We start from the raw sequence: 17,204 nt of genomic DNA on the forward strand, positions 1-17,204 counted from the left end.
TTTTATAAAAACATAATTTTTTAAAGAACTACTATCGAAATTAAAGACCATGGAAATAATTGAAAACATACAACAATGGTTAAATGAACATCCCATTTCTTATAATATCATTAAATATGTACTTTGGGCTGTATTTATATTAATAACCATTGCTTTCCTTAGACGTTTTTTAAGGAGAAATCTACCGGATATAGGAATTAGATACAAATCTCAAAAAGGGGTTGAGTTTATTGGTTATATATTATTGCTTATCGTTACCATTTCTTTTTTTTCCGGTAGCATTAAAGACTTTGCTTTAGCCATTGGATTACTCACTGAGGGGATTACCATTACCCTGCAAGAGTTAATTTTAAGTGTTGCAGGCTCGTTCTATATCTTTTTTGTCGGAGTCTATAAACCTGGCGATAGAATAGAAATAAATAACATCAAAGGTGATGTTATTGACATCGATAGTATTTATACGACCATGATGGAAATTGGAGAATGGGTTTCTAGTGATAATTATAGTGGTAGAATTGTAAAATTAAGTAATGCCTTTGTTTTTAAGGGTCCCGTATATAACTATTCAAAAGATTTTCCATTTGTATGGGATGAATTTAATTTGCCTATCAGATATGGTTCTGATGTAGAACTAGCGAAAACAATTATCGTTCAAATTGCCTCTGAAACACTCTCTGATTATGTAACGGAATCTATGGAGCAATGGAACCAAGTGGTCAATAAATATTACATAGAGAATGCTGAGGTAGCACCAACATTAGCCATCACTATGACTGATAATTGGATTCAGTTTAACCTTCGGTACATAGTTGACTATAAAAAAAGAAGGCTTACCAAACACATATTAAATGAGCGTATTGGAAAAGAAATAGAAAATACAAATAGAAAAGTTCAACTAGCTTCTGCAACTTTTGAGATTGTTCAAATTCCAAATATTAATATAAAAAAAGAATAAAAACTACCACGCAATATCAAACTTTAAGTGATTTCTCCTGATTAATTCCCTAGTTAGATGTAATTATAAAAATTAATTACGTCTAAAGAAATCATTCAAACTTTTTTGTAATACTTGAATGTTTATTCAACTTTGCCAAGTCTGTCAAATCATTTAACTTGGCATTAAATTCAAAAAAAATAGCTTAAAAAAATGGAATTTCTTCTTCAACCCTGGCCATGGTATGTTTCTGGTCCTTTGATTGCATTTACGATGATTATTTTAGTTCTTTTTGGCAAAAGCTTTGGCATGTCATCTAACCTAAGAACCCTATGTGCTATTGGTGGTGCAGATAAGTATGCTGATTTTTTTAAGTTCGATTGGAGGTCCCAAAAATGGAATTTAATCGTAGCAGTAGGTGCTGTATTAGGCGGGTTTATTGCCGTATATTTTTTATCCGATGGTTCGGCAATTGCTTTAAACGAGCAAACCATTAGCGATTTAAAAGGTTTAGGTTTTCAAAATGTTGGCACAACAATTTTACCCCCAGAAATTTATAGTTGGGATGCAGTATTAAGTGTAAAAGGAATTGCCATACTTGTTATCGCTGGTTTTCTTGTTGGTTTTGGAACAAGGTATGCCGGAGGTTGCACCTCTGGCCATGCCATTACGGGATTAAGCAACTTACAGCTTCCTTCTTTAGTCGCTGTCATTGGTTTCTTTATTGGCGGATTAGTCATGACATTTTTTATTTTACCCCTAATATTTAGTTAAAATGAAGGCAATAAAATTTTTAATCGTTGGTATGTTTTTTGGAATCGTTTTAGTAAAATCTGAAGCAGTTTCATGGTATAGAATTTATGAAATGTTCAAATTTCAATCCTTCCACATGTATGGCATCATTGGATCGGCAGTGGCGATCGGTGTTGTATTTTTTTTAATTTCTAAAAAATTGCAATTAAAAAGCATTTCTGGACAAATTATTAGTCCAGATGAAAAAGAAAAAAACTATAAAGCGAACATTCTGGGTGGTACTATTTTTGGCTTCGGATGGGCTTTGGCAGGGGCTTGCCCAGGTCCTATGTATATTTTAGTAGGCACAGGTGTATTTAGCATGCTCATCGTTATTGCCGCTGCTTTATTAGGCACTTTTGTGTATGGACTCCTGAAAAATAAATTACCGCATTAAAGTGCTTGTCAAAAACACGAACATAAGGGGTCAAAAACTCTACAGCTAAAGGCTTGGTCTTCTTTTGTGACCCTAAACAAATAGAAGACCCAACCTACTAGGTATCACGAGATAAAATAACCCCTAAAAGTTGAGCAACATTAAATTTTTTTAGTCCAGACTTAAAGGTATTTTATTTTTTCGTTTTTATCCCACAAACCCCAGTAAGCTCCAACATCGCCCTCGTCTCCTGTTTTCCAAGACTCGTCAAAAGAAGAAAAATAAAAGGTTTCTATATTCGCCTTTGAGGCCCAAGCTTGGGTATTTATAAAATACTTCATCGCATTCTCTTCTGAAGAAAATGCACCTCTTAAGCTTCCCCCTTCACTTGGCCAGCCTGTTTCTGTAATGATGACCTTTTTCCCTTGTGCAGCGTGCACGGCTTGGCCATACATTTGCTGCATGTGCGCTAAGGATCCATCTATATGACAGCCTTCCCAATAGGGGTAGCAATTAGCTAGTATAACATCACTAAGCGCCACTAATTCTGGATGTACTGAAAATTCATAATAAGCATCTACATAACCCACAGGGATATGGGGAACTGCTTCTTTGACACGTTTTATATATTCTAAAAGTTCTTCTAAAGGCAAATCATTTCGATAGAGCACCTCATTTCCTACCGCGGCTATTGTTACACATCCCTCCTTAGCCAATTGAATTAAACCTTCAATTTCCTTTTCATTATCTTCTTTATCACTGCCCAACCAAGCACCTACTAAGGTTTTCATACCATGTTGATGGGCAATTCGTGGAATGTGCTCGTTTCCTTCAACACAAGAAAAAGAGCGTACCCATTGGGTATAGGGTTTAATAATTTCTATTCTTCTCTTCACCTGTTCCACGGTAATGATGTCACCTGGCTTTTGCCCATCTTCATACATACTAAAACAAAGGCCATGCATTCCTTTATTTAAAGTTGCTCTCCATAGTTTTTTTAGATCATCTGTGTTGGAGTAGGTACTAAAATCAATACCTGAATGCTCCTTAAAATCTAAGCCATTGTAGGCATGATATTCCTCGTTTCTATATGACATTTTTCTAATGTTTTTATTAGTGTTCCATTCGTTAAACTAACCCAAGGTTAATTCTTTTGCTTTTGTATCAGTAAGCCTATACGTTTAACTATACTTGAGTTTTTCGTCCTTATCCCAAATACCCCATCGTGCTCCTAGTTCGCCTTCAACCCGTACCTTCCAGGATTCATCAAAAGATGAGAAATGAAAGATTTCTACTCCTTCTTTACTTGCCCATTCTTGGGTTTGTATAAAGTACTTCATGGCGTTTATAAGGGATGGATGCGCATCTTCATTTGCGTTCCCTTGGCTCGGCCAACCTGTTTCGGCTATAATCACCTTCTTACCTTTAGACACATACTTAGTTAAGGCGTACATTTCTCTTAAATGTTCTAGGGAACTTTCAATACCAAAGCCTTCCCAGAACGGGTAACAATTGGCTAAAATAATATCCGTGGCATCTACCAAATTAGGTCTTGTATAATACTCATAATAAGTATCCACATAACCCACTGCAACATCAAAATCTTTAAGCGCTTCTTTAACTCTATTGATATAACCTATGAGTTCTTCCTCGGATACGTCGCCTCTGAGCAATACTTCGTTACCAACAGCCGCGACATTGACTACCCCTGTCTTGGCAAGTGCTATCAAGGCATTAATCTCCTTCTCATTGCGCGCTTTATCCTCACTAATCCATGCTCCAGCAATAGAGTTCAAACCCTTTTCATGAGCCACTTTTGGGATCAACTCATTACCTTCCGTACAGGAGAACGATCTAATCGCATGGGTGTAAGGTGCTATAACCTCCATACGCCGACGTATTTGACTCTCCTTAAGAATATCACCGGTATCTTGTCCTTCTACATAGGGACTAAAACAAAGACCACATAACTTACTGTTGAGTTTATCTGCAAACATGACTTTTGCATCTTCTATGGTTTTATCTGAAAAATCTATCTCTGTATAGGGCGCGAGTTGAATAGTATGATTTAAAACCGAAAGTAAATGACCAGCACCATATGCGGAGGACACTTCTTTCGCTTTCTTCTTTATTTTTCGTTTTGCTAATTCTACACTTATTTCTACGGCCCGCTCTTCGGTAAGGTTATAATTACGCATAATCCACAGCGCTCCTAATGTGCCTGCTATTGGTAAGCCTGAGTAAAACAGTCGTATGCCCATAATAGATGCCTCAGAATTTACAGTATCTGGCACAAACCCCACCAAGGTCATAATAGCGCCTGTTAATAATCCAGCAATGGCAAAACCAAACTTTACCATCCACCAATAAATAGCTCCAAAAACCCCTTCTCTGCGTTTTCCAGTATTTAATTCGTCAATATCGATAACATCAGAGGTCATGGACATCATTAGCGTAAACAAACTTCCAATCCCAAAAGAGAAAAAGGGTAAAGCAAATAAAAACATATAGGGTTTGCCGGGAATAAACAAAAACCAAAGCATCACATAACCCAAAACAGAAATACCTTGAGAAACCATAAAAGCTTTCTTTTTTCCCATGATTTTCGACATTTTTGCCACAATAGGGATAACCAAAAAAGTAGTGGATAAGGCCCCTATACTCCCTAATAAGGTTGGCCAAAGACCTGCAGCTGCTGCATCCCCATTAAATAAATAATAGACGACAATAAAAAATGAAAAACCAGCGACAACATTAAATGCATTGTAGATTAAAAATGTTGAAAAACACAACTTTCTAAATTGCTCTATTTTAAAGGCTTCTTTAAAGTTTTCTATAATCTGTTTAAAACTTCCTCCAATAGTTTTTAAGGTTAATGGCGTCAAACTTTCATCATTTTTAGTAGACTTACTTTTAATAAAAAAAGCAGGCACCATAGCTAAAATTGCAAAAATAACGGCAACCCAAACACCCAAAGTTCTGGTAGTATCTGTTGTGGTTCCGAACCAACTATCATCATACATCACCACCCAAAACCAAGGTGCAATGACCCAAGCCCACTGTCCTATCCATTGGGCTATAGCCATAATGTTGGTGCGTTCATGAAAATCATCACTCATCTCATAACCCATGGCAACGTAGGGTACGGAAAAGATGGTAAGGCCTAAATAAAAAACCAATGACCATATTAAGAAATAGCTAAAGTTATAACTCACTCCATCTACGATATAAATTTGCCACATCAATGAAAAAGAAATTCCCATTATCACCGCTCCTAAAAACACATACTGTCTTCGTCTGCCCCAAATAGACTTTGTATTATCGGAAATAAATCCCATAATTGGATCCGTTACGGAATCAAAAATACGCGGAAGAAAAAATAAAATTCCCCACATCCAGGTTGGAAAGGCATAATCTTGCACCAACACCACCATAAAAATAGCCAGCGCAGCTGGGAACATTTGATTGGAAAGCATCCCTAACCCAAAGGCTATTTTTTGACCCATTGGAACTGAATTCGAAGTTGTTGCCATGATTATTTTATTTAGTTGGTTAATTTTAGGATTGCGTGATTACAATAGTTTGTATTGCTTGCCCACTTATTTTTAGGTTTAGTGTTTTATCGTTTAACATTAGCTTAAAATTCTTTGGAAGAGCTCCTTCATTAAAAATAACAACAGCAATAGAGTTATCTGGATTTTTTGCTGCCGTGACCATAAGGTCATCATCTGAATTTTCAACACCAATCACCACAGCTCCTGGTCTTATATATCTACTAAAGTGGACTAAGGTGTAATACAATGGCGTAAAATAAACTTCATCTTTATCAGGGTCAACAATGACAGGAGCAACACACCAGTTTTTAAACCAATTAGGGCCACCTTGTTTATCTAGTACCATATTCCAATCAATCCAGCCATCGACCCAATTATTAAGACAGCCTATGATATCTCTTGCATAGCGATTTACCGGTGCATATTTGGGATGTAAATATTTATCTTTTTCTGGAGCCCAATCCCAACCCCAATCGGTTGCTTCTTTTTGCCAATACCAGGAATCATTTTTCCATTTCGGAATTTCGGAATCAACACAGGCTTCGGTTTGAATAAGGTATTTGTTAGGGGCTTTGTTGTGCGTAAATTGTAATGATTCTGGGAAATAATCGTAGGTACTCGCATACCAATGTATGGCCATACCATTATAATATTTAGAAGAAGCTTCATCTTTATACATGACACTAGCCCACTTTTCAAGTTCCTCACCTCTATTTTGGTCAAACCCCAATATATTCACGTCATGACCGTCTTTTTCTAGTTTTGGCCCTAAATAATGTTGTACAAAATGAGTCATTTCTTCTGGTGTATAATGCATACTTTCCCAGTTGCCATCATTTCCTACAGGTTCATTTTCTACTGTAAACCCCCAGATATCAATGCCTTCGTTTTTATAAGCAGTACGATATTTAGAAAAGAATAAAGCCCAAGTATCGTAATATTCCGGTAATAACTTTCCACCTCTCCAATCTTTATTATCCTTCATCCAAGGTGGTGCTGTCCAGGGTGAGGATACTATTTTAAAACCCTCCTTAGAAACTGCCATCGCCTCTTTGATCATCGGGATTAAATCATCGCGGTCTTCGTCAATCGAAAAATTATTTAACGCTATATCTCCTTCAACAGGTGCATACGAATAGTTGCCCAGAGAAAAATCACAGGAATTCATATGAGTACGCGTCAAGGAATATTTTGCCCCACTTTCACCAAAGTAGGCTTCCAAAATTTTAGCGCTATTTGCTTTACTTAATCGGTTTAATAAAGACGCTGATGCCTCCGTAAATGATCCACCAAAGCCAGTTATGGTTTGGTATGTTACCTCTGGCAATAGTGCTATACTTTCCATAGCAGGCTCAGAGTTAATTTCAGTTAATCTTGTCAGTTGATGCCCACTCGCCGATGTTTCATACACCTCGGCTTTTAAGGGTTCTTGTTTTTCGCTACAACTCATGATTACTAATGCTACTAAAAATTGAGAATAAATCTTGGTTGTTTTCATCTGTTCCTGTATTAATCGGCCTTGTTGGCCCCTATCTGGTCTTGTGTTGGTGGCACTAATACATCTTTCATGACTGCATCCTTATCACCACCATAGGTTTTAGTTATGGGGTTTCCGTTTCTGGTTAAGCCTTCGAAAGTACCTTTATCTACCAAATCCCATAGTGCAAATTTTGCTTTGCCATCTACGGTCATTAAGCCAAAGTGTTTTTCTGAATTTCCCACATTATCACTTCCTTTCCAAGGCTCATCAAATCCTTCGAAATAAAAACAAGATAAGCCTGCTTTATTGGTCCATTCGCGCATGTGCTGGTAATAGAGGGCTTCTTTATACTCATCGCAAGCTTTAGACCCATCGGAGCCGTATTGATCCGTGGAGACACTTGCCCATCCGGTTTCACCAATATGAATTGGTTTGTCGACGCCAAGACTTTTCATATATTGTTGTACATTTTTAAATTGCAGCTGAGCATACTCTTTTGCTCTGACCATAGCAGCCTCTATTTTTTCTAAATCCGTCATTTCGTCCTGGCCTTCTGATTTTAACCAAAATTCAGGTTGATAATGGGTGTCATGCATGGGATAGGTATGCATAGAAATGAAGTCTACCGCATGGATTAATTTAGTCAAATCTTCTACATAGTACTCTTCTCCACCACCTCCCCAAGAGGCAAAATTATCTGAACTTGTAATCCATAACTCTTTAGAAAGCTTCCCTTCTTTTTTTAAATCCTGTAAATAATTAACCCATTTTAAAATAATCCAAGGTTCTACATAATAAGTTTCAGCCCATTTTACCATAGCTTCATTACCTACCGCAATTACCTTTACGATATCGGGATACTGATTTGCTAAAGTCACTACTTTTTCCATCTGGGGAACATTAGCTTCACTTTCTACATTATGGTCTTTTTCTTCATCTGTAAATGCATTTTTACAGTCTATCCAAGCTCCTAACATCACATACATCTCAAAATTAGGATCTTCTTTCTTTAATTCAGAGATTACTTTCAACACATTTTCGGCCTGTGGCTTATGTACTTTATAGGTTCTAATGATTTTAACACCCATAGCGGATAGAAGTTTCATATCCTCCTTAAGTTCAGCCAAAGTTGGTTCAATAGCAGGATCCTTATATCTGTACCCTCCATACGACATAGCTAAGTAGTCTGGATTGCCTAAAATTTCTTTTGCCGTCATTGACTTTTCTTCCTGCATATGCTTCTTCGCCTTTGAATTTTGATTACAAGACATAACAAAAATTGAGATAAGTATGGGTATAAAAAAGTAAGTCTTCAACTTCATGACGCTCGATGTTTTATTATTTTTTTATTTAACTCATGGCTACTTTGTCATCAAATAGGTAAAACCGAAATCTGACTACATTGGAACAAAAATTATCTTTAATGTTTTACGGGTGGCACTAACACATGAGGCATTAAATCCTCTCTATTGCCTTTGTATGTCTTTGTTATCGGATTTCCATTTCTTGTTAATCCTTTAAAAATACCTTTATCTACCAAATCCCATAGGGGATATTTAGCTTCCCCATTAATTTTGAATAATCCAAAGTGATTTTCTGAACCGTTTGGATTATGAGCATCCTTCCATTTTTCATTAAATGCTTCAAAATAAAAACATGATATCCCAGCGCTATTGGTCCATTCTCGCATTAATTTATAATACAAGCCTTGTTTGTACTCATCTGTTGCCTTAGAGCCGTTTTGACCATAAAAATCATTAGATACACTAGCCCAACCCGTTTCACCAATATGCACAGGCTTATGGACTCCCAGTCTTTTCATATAATTCACGGTGGCATGGTATTGATTTTTTGAAAATTCTAGTGCGCGCTTCATGGCATTATCAATCTTCTCTATTTCAGAAAGGGAATGTTCTTCTTCTGGAATACCCCAAAATTCTGGATTGTAATGGGTGTTATGATAGGGATAGCTATGCACTGAAATATAGTCTACCGCTTTTATTAATTGATTTAAATCTTCACAGTGGTACATAGAATCTCCACCTCCCCATGATGCAAAATCATCGGAGCTTGTAATCCATAAATCTTTCGGTAATTTTTTTAGCCTTTTTAGCTCTTGTAAATGATTGACCCATTTCAAAATCACCTTGGGTTGTACAAAATAACTTGTGGCCCACTTTACCATGGCTTCATTTCCCACAGCAAGTACTTTAACAATGTCGGGGTAATTATTGGCTAAAGCTACAGCTCTATCAATTTCTGCTGCGTTATTCGGACTTTCTACATCATGATTTGGCATTTGATCGGTCCATGCGTTGAGGCAATCGATCCAAGCACCTAACATAACATACATTTCAAAGTTTGAATCTTCTTGTTTAAGTTCGCTAATAGCCTTTAGGATATTTGCTGCATGAGGTAAAGGCAGTTGCACGTTATAGGTTCTAATGACCTTGACACCCATGGCGGACAACAATTTCATGTCTTCTTTTAGCTCGTCAAGTGTTGGTTGAATTTCTCTTGATATTGCCCTATAGCCACCATAGCTTATCGCCAAGTACTCTGAATTTCCTAAAATATCTTTAGCTGTCACTTCTTTTGTCTTTTGATGCTGAAAAACTTTAATTCTTTCTATTTTGATCACAGACTATGACCAACATCGTATGTGAATGTTGTGGTAGTGCTGCGTTTTTTTATTATAAGCTTTATTTTAAGCTATCTTCTTTTAGCTGAACCCTAATTACTTCGATTTCGCCTGAGCGCTGAAACACCATTTTACTTATGGACTTATCTAAGCTTAAACCAGAGACCCTTTTTATCTGTCCATCGCTTAGTGTTATTTCAATATTCGTCTCTGTTGAAATTTTATAAACTATAGGTACTTGGCAATAAGTCATTGCTAATTCTCCCTTTCTTAATTGAAGCTGCGATTTTACATTGCTAACCGTTAAATAATTGAAGGTCTTTGGTTCCTTTAAAAACTCTACTTTGCGCAACATACAGGGATTAAAATACAATTGCCCCTTCGTAACAAAAACACCCAATTCACCAAATCTACTGAGGATATCCTCTTTTACTTGTCCAGTCATACCTGGCTGTTGCGCTCCTTTACCCGCGGGTGTATGTGAGTAAGCATCTGTTGGGAATGCCCCGTAAAGTTCTGGTGATTTGTGCACCCCAATACCTTCATTAATCTCGTAATAATGCTCCAAAAGCCTCCCTGTAATTTCGTCACTTTCATTAGTAGCAATGGCTTTTAAACAGCATTCTTGAACTGCCAAAAGCAATTTAGAAACCATGTGCCAATAAATAGACCCTAAGCCTTCATACCCATAGAAAGTACCTGATCTACCAGTGAAGGCCTTATGATTAAAAACCTGCTCAAAAGTTTGCAACAATAGGTCTTCATCTTTTTCTGCTAAGGTCTCATAACGCGACCCTTTCAGTGCCTTCAAAGCTTCTTTTATACTGCCTGCATTATGAAAGTTTCCATTAAAATGCGTGTTCCCATAAACATCTTTTTCAACGATGCTTGTATGTCCATCTGCAATCATTTGTTGCAGCAGCTCTGATTGTGCTATAGCATTTTTTGGCAGGGTATTTTTTATCAAAAATCGCGAAAGTTCTTTATTTGGATATAATAAATAACTGTATTGATCTTCTCTAAATAATTGACTATGCTTTAGACCGTCTAAAAGCTTTAAACAAGCTTCGGAGGAAAGGTAACCCGAACTTAAAACGGCTACTTGACCCTCTAACATTTCGCTTAAATAAGAAATAGAAATTTTATTCTCATCCGCTATGGTCATCAAATTGTAGGCATGGTATAAATTATCTGATCGTCTATTTACATCAATGGTATGGTCGATACCCTTTAAAGTTGTTTTCACGAAACCACTTAAACTGGCTAATGAAAGCCTCGCTTTTTTCCCAGAAAAACCATTTTTATAAATAACAGCCCTATAATCACTGCCTGCCATTCCCAAACCGTCTAAAATTCTTTTTCGGTCTGTATCGTTTATTTTTTTGATGAGCAGGGATTCATTTTGATCTAAGGTATCATGAACTTGATTAAAAAACAGCAAAAGTTCTTCCGAAATAGAAATTTCCGCTAGCTCCACATTCGATATAAGATCATCGAAAAAACTTAAAAACCTCCTTAAATAATACAGGGTAACCATAGAAACCCCATTGCCTACCAAGGCATTATTGGCATCATTCCATTCCGGTCTTTGGGTATTTAACCAAATACCTGCCTCTGGAATAAAATTAGATGTTTTGGCCAAAACAGTCGCTAGTATTTTTTCTATAAAATTAACTTTATAGATCTCTTTTTGCTGATCAAATAACAAAGCGCCATCAGCACCTAGGGCCAATTTTCTTTTGCCAATTTCATGATCTAATTCAAGATCAAACTCAATGGTATCTTTTGGGTTTTTGAGAATGTCCGTATAGCTCTTTATTTTATAAGGTACATTGGCATACACAAATAAGTCTTTATCAAAGTAGCTTATTAATTTACCTGGATGATGATTTTCTATAATTTCTAAAAACTTCAGCAAATATATAATTTGATGATCTCCCCAATACCCAATATAAGACCACGGATCGTCTGGCTCTATAGTTTCCCAATCAAAACCATCTTTGGTCACTCTATATGGGTTGTATCCATCAAAGGTAGAGGCGTTTAAAAACTTATGGATCATGTTTTCTGTAAAGTCTGGAAACGAATGTGCTAAAGCTTCCCAGTTTTGAAAAATATCACGCCAATTTCCTTCGTAATCCAAAATTTTAGACCCATCAGTTTCACTTCTGGTGTTGATTGAAAATTTATTCCATGGTCTGCTTGGGTCCCCATGTCTTCTGCTAAATTTTAAGGGCATGTATTCTAGGCACAACCTTTCGAAGTCTTTATCTTCACTGTTCTGACCAATTTCCTTTAACCTAGCTGACGTAAATTCATCTGGAAGCCTTTCAATTAAAGGTTTGGCAGATTGAAATGATTTTTTATTGGATTTTGCTAGATAGTTTTTAAAATCCCATTTCTCCATTCGGTAATTATGATCAAAAATACCCCCTCTCATAATATTGAACAAGGTGTTCGAAAAATGTCGTGTGTTTCTAAACCTATCTGTAGTGGTTTGCAAACCATCAGAAGAAGCTGCTAATTGAATTAAATTATCCGTTCCTAAATTTATACTTTGGTTAACCGTGGCTGCTATATTTTTATCTGTCTTGAGGGTGTTAATAATGTTTGCAATGGCCGAATGGTTCTGATTGACATTGGCAACCGTGCTCCATTTTTTCTCAGATAGTGATGGCAAGCTGATTTCGGCTTGTATAAAGTAGGCACCTTTCTCAGCTTTAATATCTTTTTCTGGATGTATTGGTCGTCCTTTTCTAAAAGCATCGAGTTGCAAGGAAGACAGTAAATAGGTAGCATTCTCAAGTCCAAAAGACCAAACAATGTTGGCTTTTAAAGACTCGCTCGGCTCGGCTTTATCCACGATAAATGCACTTAAGGCATAAATTCCTAAGCCTACTTCCGCCTCCAATTCAGCTCTCTTATAAGCATCTACTAAATTGCTACTACTATTCTGCAAGCTCGAGTTTACGCCGTAAGGCAATATATTCTGTAAACCATCTAAAACCGTAATCCTTGTGGCATCTTGATCCTCATTTTTTAGTGTTGATTTTTTTACAAAACCAAATTCGTTACTGGAATTCCACTCATAAGTGAACCTTAGTTTTAAATCGTGATTTATTTCTTCAAAAACTAATTTATTACCGTACACACTCTTATAGAGATTTCGAGTGGTGGTATAGATACCAGCATAGCGATTTGAAAAAGGTTCCCATAAATAGGTTTTTTCCTTTTTAGTCACTTGCATGAGGGTTTTGCTTCCTGTTATCTCTGCTGATTCTGTAATTTTATCATCTGTGTAATAGGGAAATAAAGATGACTCAGCATCTTTTCTACCAGCTGTTAACCCGCCATTGCTCGCTATAAACATCCAATGATTAGAATCGCTAACGATACTCATAAAAAATGGTCGCATGGCATCGCTATTGCTAATCTTGTAATAACTTTCATTTTCAATTTGAACCAGTTCGCCTTCAACGGCGTTCTGGTCAAGGTTTGTTTTTGAATTGCCTATGTAAATGTCTGTATGCTTCATTAATTTATTTCTAGAATTGTAACTGAAAGTAAAAAAAAAATTACAAAAAGTTGCTTCTTTACGCGATAACATATGCTTTTAGGAAAATCTAAAAACATCAAGTGTACGTTATATTATAAATTAGTACGGCCTTAATTTCTAAGACCGCACTAATTTCATTAAATTTTAAACTATTTATTGAGCTACTAGAGATACATTATCGATAAATACAGTTCCTGTAGTAGTCGGTCCTCCACCGATCAACTCAATTAGAAGAGATAAACCTCCATCTACATTACCCGATGTTGTAAATGTTATCGTTCTTGTGGTCCAAGTGGATGGTATATTTGCATCACCTGATACAAGATTATGCCTTACTGCACCAATCCCAGAACCTTCTGCTGATTCAGAAAATGTGGCAGCATTAAGTATTGAACCATTTGCCACGGGGTCGTTAGCGTCGGATCGGATATCAAATTTCACAATATATGCAGTATTTGGTAATATAGCACCAATACCAAAGCGTGTTTGCTTTATTCCAGGATTTCCGGCTTGAGCTGTTTTGATACGTGCTGAATTACTTCCTCCATTATTTACAGTTGTAGAAATTGTACTTGAGGTACCTGCCTGTATTTGTATAAGCTCCCAACAACCTGCATTTTGTTCAAATCCGCCATCAGTTATAAACTGTCCTGCAGGTGGTGGAGTACATGAGCTTCCGCCGCCGCCAGAACCTCCATTGTCACACAACCTTATGTTATCAAACTGAATAGTCCAAGCTGCGCTACCATCTCCTTGAACACCGTTGTCCATAATCAAAGTGATTCCGGTAACTGCGCCCGTAAAGCTCGAAAAGTTATAGGACAGGGTTTCCCACCCGGTGCCTGATGTCGGCAAGATCAGTTCTTGATTTAATCCTTCCAGCTTGAACAACAACTGCCGAACAGACTGAGAATTTACATCGATAGAGAATGTTCCTTTGTCCAAATCAATAGTACTGGCCAAGGCTATAGTGATTCCACCAAAAGGCTCACCTGCATTTTTAACATATTGTCCCAACTTAGCACTGCTATTAACAGAAGTGTCCGAATTATCGATAATGGTACCTAAACCACCACCAAAATTATTGAAAATGGAGTTATCCGCAGTCTCGAAGTTATTCACCAATACTCCACCGTCACACGCTACCAAAGCTCCGCCGCCGCCAGAACCCCCATTGTCACACAACCTTATGTTATCAAACTGAATAGTCCAAGCTGCGCTACCATCTCCTTGAACACCGTTGTCCATAATCAAAGTGATACCAGTAACTCCGCCCGTAAGACCCGAAAAGTCGTATGATAGGGTTTCCCACCCAGTGCCAGATGTCGGCAAGATCAGTTCTTGATTTAATCCTTCCAGCTTGAACAACAACTGCCGAACGGACTGAGAATTTACATCGATAGAGAACGTTCCATTGTCTAAATCAATAGTACTGCCCAAGGCTATGGTGATTCCACCAAAAGGCTCACCTGCATTTTTAACATATTGTCCCAACTTAGCACTGCTATTAACAGAAGTGTCCGAATTATTGATAATGGTACCAACACCACCACCAAAATTATTGAAAATGGAGTTATCCGCAGTCTCGAAGTTATTCACCAATACTCCACCGTCACACGCTACCAAAGCTCCGCCACCACCAGTTGCAGGGGCTGAAAGGGTAAGATCATCAAAGTAATAGGTTCCGTCTGCAGTAATGGCACTATCAGTTTCATTATTATCTGGCTTAATCACCAATTGATTGTATGCGGTAGGCGCACCGGGTAAATTGGTAAATGTAAATGATACTTCCGTCCATACATTTGCATTTGCTACCGTTCTAAAAACGGGAGCAGGATTTCCTGTAACCGGAACCGTTTGTGGATTAACAGCCAACTCAAAACGTAATACCACATTAGCCTTTGTAGAATATACTTTTACCTTAAACGTATTTGTGGTCGTCAAATCGAAGTTATTCTCAAAGGTATTCTGAACTCCTGCAAAGAAACTAGAACCAGCAGGTTTATCTACCTGCAACACAAAATCGGAGTTGTTTATTCCTGATTTAGATGGATTCGGAGCTAACTTTGAACTAATACCATCCCCAAAATTCTCTGAGGAAAGAAAGGTTTCACAAGCTTCAAAATTTAATGGCAGTGCAGTTGCTGCGATCGGCGTAGTAGCACAACCATTTTCAACAATTGGTGTTACAATTTGTGCGATATCGTCAATATAAAAAGTACCAGCGCTTGTTCCTGGCCCATCTACAAATAAGGTTAAACGTATATATTTCGCTGATGAGGAAAAATTAAAATTGATCGTTTCCCATCCAGTACCGCCATGATTTGCAGTGACTTCGATATCTGCCGCAGTACCTTCTTCAAGTTTCATTAAAACTGGTACAGGTACATCAGACCAAAAATTCATGGTAATTGTTTTTTCGGTAGCTAGATCTATTTGCGTACCAACATCAAAATTAATCCCTTCAAAAGCAGCTCCAATATTGGTAATTGCCCCAACTTTAGAAGCCTTATCATTAGTGCCTGAAGCATCAGGATTATCAAGTATTTCAAATGAAGTACCATTAAAAGTAGCAATAGTATAGGCTACATTTGGACCATCAAAAGTAACTGGTAATGAAATTTTGTCTGGAATATTAATTGTTATCGTATCCTCAGAAGTATTAGAAGCTCCTGAGATTCCCATTGCTTTTAAAGTAATGGTAAAGGTTCCGTTTGCAAATGTTTTTATAGGATTAATTTCGGTGGAGGTTCTACCGTCTCCAAAGGTCCACAAGTAAGTTCTGGCATCTTCAGAAATATTTATAAAAGTTACCGTCCCTGTGTTTTCATTTATGGTATAGGTAAATGCAGCGCTAACTGCAGGTAATTGAGATTCCTCGTCATCACATCCTAGAAAGGAAATCGCCAAGATAAAAATTGAAATTAACTTAGCTTTTTTTAGTAGTAGTTTCATAATAGTTATTCGTTAGTTTATTCAATTATATTTATAGGCTCTTACATAGTCGACCAACATGGTCTGAGGAAATACAGTTTCTGCATTGGGTGCGCCAACGAAAGTACCGCCCACCGCTACATTAATAAGAATGTAAAAATCATTATCAAAAACCCATTCTGATCCCTCAGGAAGGTCATCAGGTGTCGTTTGATTGTATAAGACATCGTCTATATAATGATTTACATAATCTGGTCCCCACTCAATCCCGTAGATATGAAAGCCGGTATCGAGGCGATCGTTTTGAAGCACATACTCTTTTGAAATTGCTTCTCCACCTGAATACCCAGGGCCATGTAGACTTCCTATGAGTTTTGTTGGTTCCTGTCCTCGTATTTCCATGATATCGATTTCTCCTATATTTGGCCATATTTCATCCTGATCTTCTGGAACACCCAGCATCCAAAATGCAGGCCAAATACCTTGTCCATAAGGCACTCGAATACGGGCTTCGAAACGACCGTAGGTCTGTGAAAATTTATTTTTGGTTAAAAGGCGGGCAGAGGTATACGAAGATCCTTGAAAATTTTCTTGCTGTGCCGTAATGATCATAATTCCATTATTGATGGTGACATTCTCTGGCCTATCCGTATAGTATTGTAATTCTTGATTTCCCCAACCGTTTTGGCCTGTGCCGATATCATAGCCCCAAATAGCGCTATCTGGAGCACCGTCGGTATCGAACTCATCCTGCATCGTTAATTCCGTAAAATTCACCACCGTCTGGGTATCATCTACCGCACAACTTTGATTGACCATCAAGAAAATTACCAGGAAAAAGGACTTTAGAACAACTACCGTTCTGGATAAAGAAAGGAAGTTCCCATGGTATCCAATTTTCTTTTTATTGTATAACTTTATCATTTGATTCATATTT

Annotated in this window: 11 protein-coding genes; 3 read left to right on the forward strand and 8 right to left on the reverse strand. The window is 37.4% G+C overall.

The features are described 5' to 3' along the window. Window positions 1–49 precede the first annotated feature (49 nt). From GQ45_RS06405 to GQ45_RS06415, 3 genes are all read left to right on the forward strand, one after another. The gene (locus GQ45_RS06405; RefSeq protein WP_047416090.1) at window positions 50–955 is read left to right on the forward strand and encodes a mechanosensitive ion channel family protein; all 906 of its coding nucleotides are present in this window, start codon (window positions 50–52) and stop codon (window positions 953–955) included. A gap of 192 nt (window positions 956–1,147) precedes the next feature. Beyond that, window positions 1,148–1,708, forward strand: coding sequence for a YeeE/YedE family protein (locus GQ45_RS06410; protein ID WP_047416091.1), 561 nt, complete (start codon window positions 1,148–1,150; stop codon window positions 1,706–1,708). Between the two features lies 1 nt (window position 1,709). Beyond that, window positions 1,710–2,123: a DUF6691 family protein gene (locus tag GQ45_RS06415; RefSeq protein ID WP_047416092.1), complete on the forward strand. Its 414-nt coding sequence runs from the start codon at window positions 1,710–1,712 to the stop codon at window positions 2,121–2,123. Between the two features lie 161 nt (window positions 2,124–2,284). Here GQ45_RS06415 and GQ45_RS06420 read toward each other — a convergent pair whose 3' ends face one another. The 8 genes from GQ45_RS06420 to GQ45_RS06455 form a co-directional block, all read right to left on the reverse strand. Next, the gene (locus GQ45_RS06420) at window positions 2,285–3,199 is read right to left on the reverse strand and encodes a glycosyl hydrolase family 17 protein (protein ID WP_047416094.1); all 915 of its coding nucleotides are present in this window, start codon (window positions 3,197–3,199) and stop codon (window positions 2,285–2,287) included. Between the two features lie 84 nt (window positions 3,200–3,283). Next, window positions 3,284–5,635 carry an MFS transporter gene (locus GQ45_RS06425; RefSeq protein ID WP_047416096.1) on the reverse strand — a complete coding sequence of 784 codons (2,352 nt, stop codon included), beginning with the start codon at window positions 5,633–5,635 and terminating at the stop codon, window positions 3,284–3,286. A 25-nt stretch (window positions 5,636–5,660) separates the two neighbouring features. Further along, on the reverse strand, window positions 5,661–7,154 hold the full coding sequence (locus GQ45_RS06430) for a glycoside hydrolase family 30 beta sandwich domain-containing protein (RefSeq protein ID WP_047416098.1): 1,494 nt from the start codon (window positions 7,152–7,154) through the stop codon (window positions 5,661–5,663). 11 nt (window positions 7,155–7,165) lie between these two features. Continuing rightward, entirely contained in the window at window positions 7,166–8,458 is a 1,293-nt protein-coding gene (locus GQ45_RS06435) for a glycosyl hydrolase family 17 (protein WP_047416099.1), read from the reverse strand. A gap of 98 nt (window positions 8,459–8,556) precedes the next feature. Beyond that, window positions 8,557–9,777 carry a glycosyl hydrolase family 17 protein gene (locus GQ45_RS06440; RefSeq protein ID WP_156125367.1) on the reverse strand — a complete coding sequence of 407 codons (1,221 nt, stop codon included), beginning with the start codon at window positions 9,775–9,777 and terminating at the stop codon, window positions 8,557–8,559. Window positions 9,778–9,838: 61 nt separating this feature from the next. Further along, window positions 9,839–13,312, reverse strand: a complete 3,474-nt coding sequence (locus GQ45_RS06445; RefSeq protein ID WP_047420121.1) for a hypothetical protein — start codon at window positions 13,310–13,312, stop codon at window positions 9,839–9,841. A 174-nt stretch (window positions 13,313–13,486) separates the two neighbouring features. Beyond that, a complete protein-coding gene (locus tag GQ45_RS17515; protein ID WP_052188139.1) occupies window positions 13,487–16,288 on the reverse strand; it encodes a PKD domain-containing protein in 2,802 nt (933 codons plus the stop codon). Between the two features lie 21 nt (window positions 16,289–16,309). After that, on the reverse strand, window positions 16,310–17,191 hold the full coding sequence (locus GQ45_RS06455) for a family 16 glycosylhydrolase (protein ID WP_052188357.1): 882 nt from the start codon (window positions 17,189–17,191) through the stop codon (window positions 16,310–16,312). Window positions 17,192–17,204 lie beyond the last annotated feature (13 nt).

Source organism: Cellulophaga sp. Hel_I_12, assembly GCF_000799565.1.
Taxonomy (GTDB): domain Bacteria; phylum Bacteroidota; class Bacteroidia; order Flavobacteriales; family Flavobacteriaceae; genus Cellulophaga.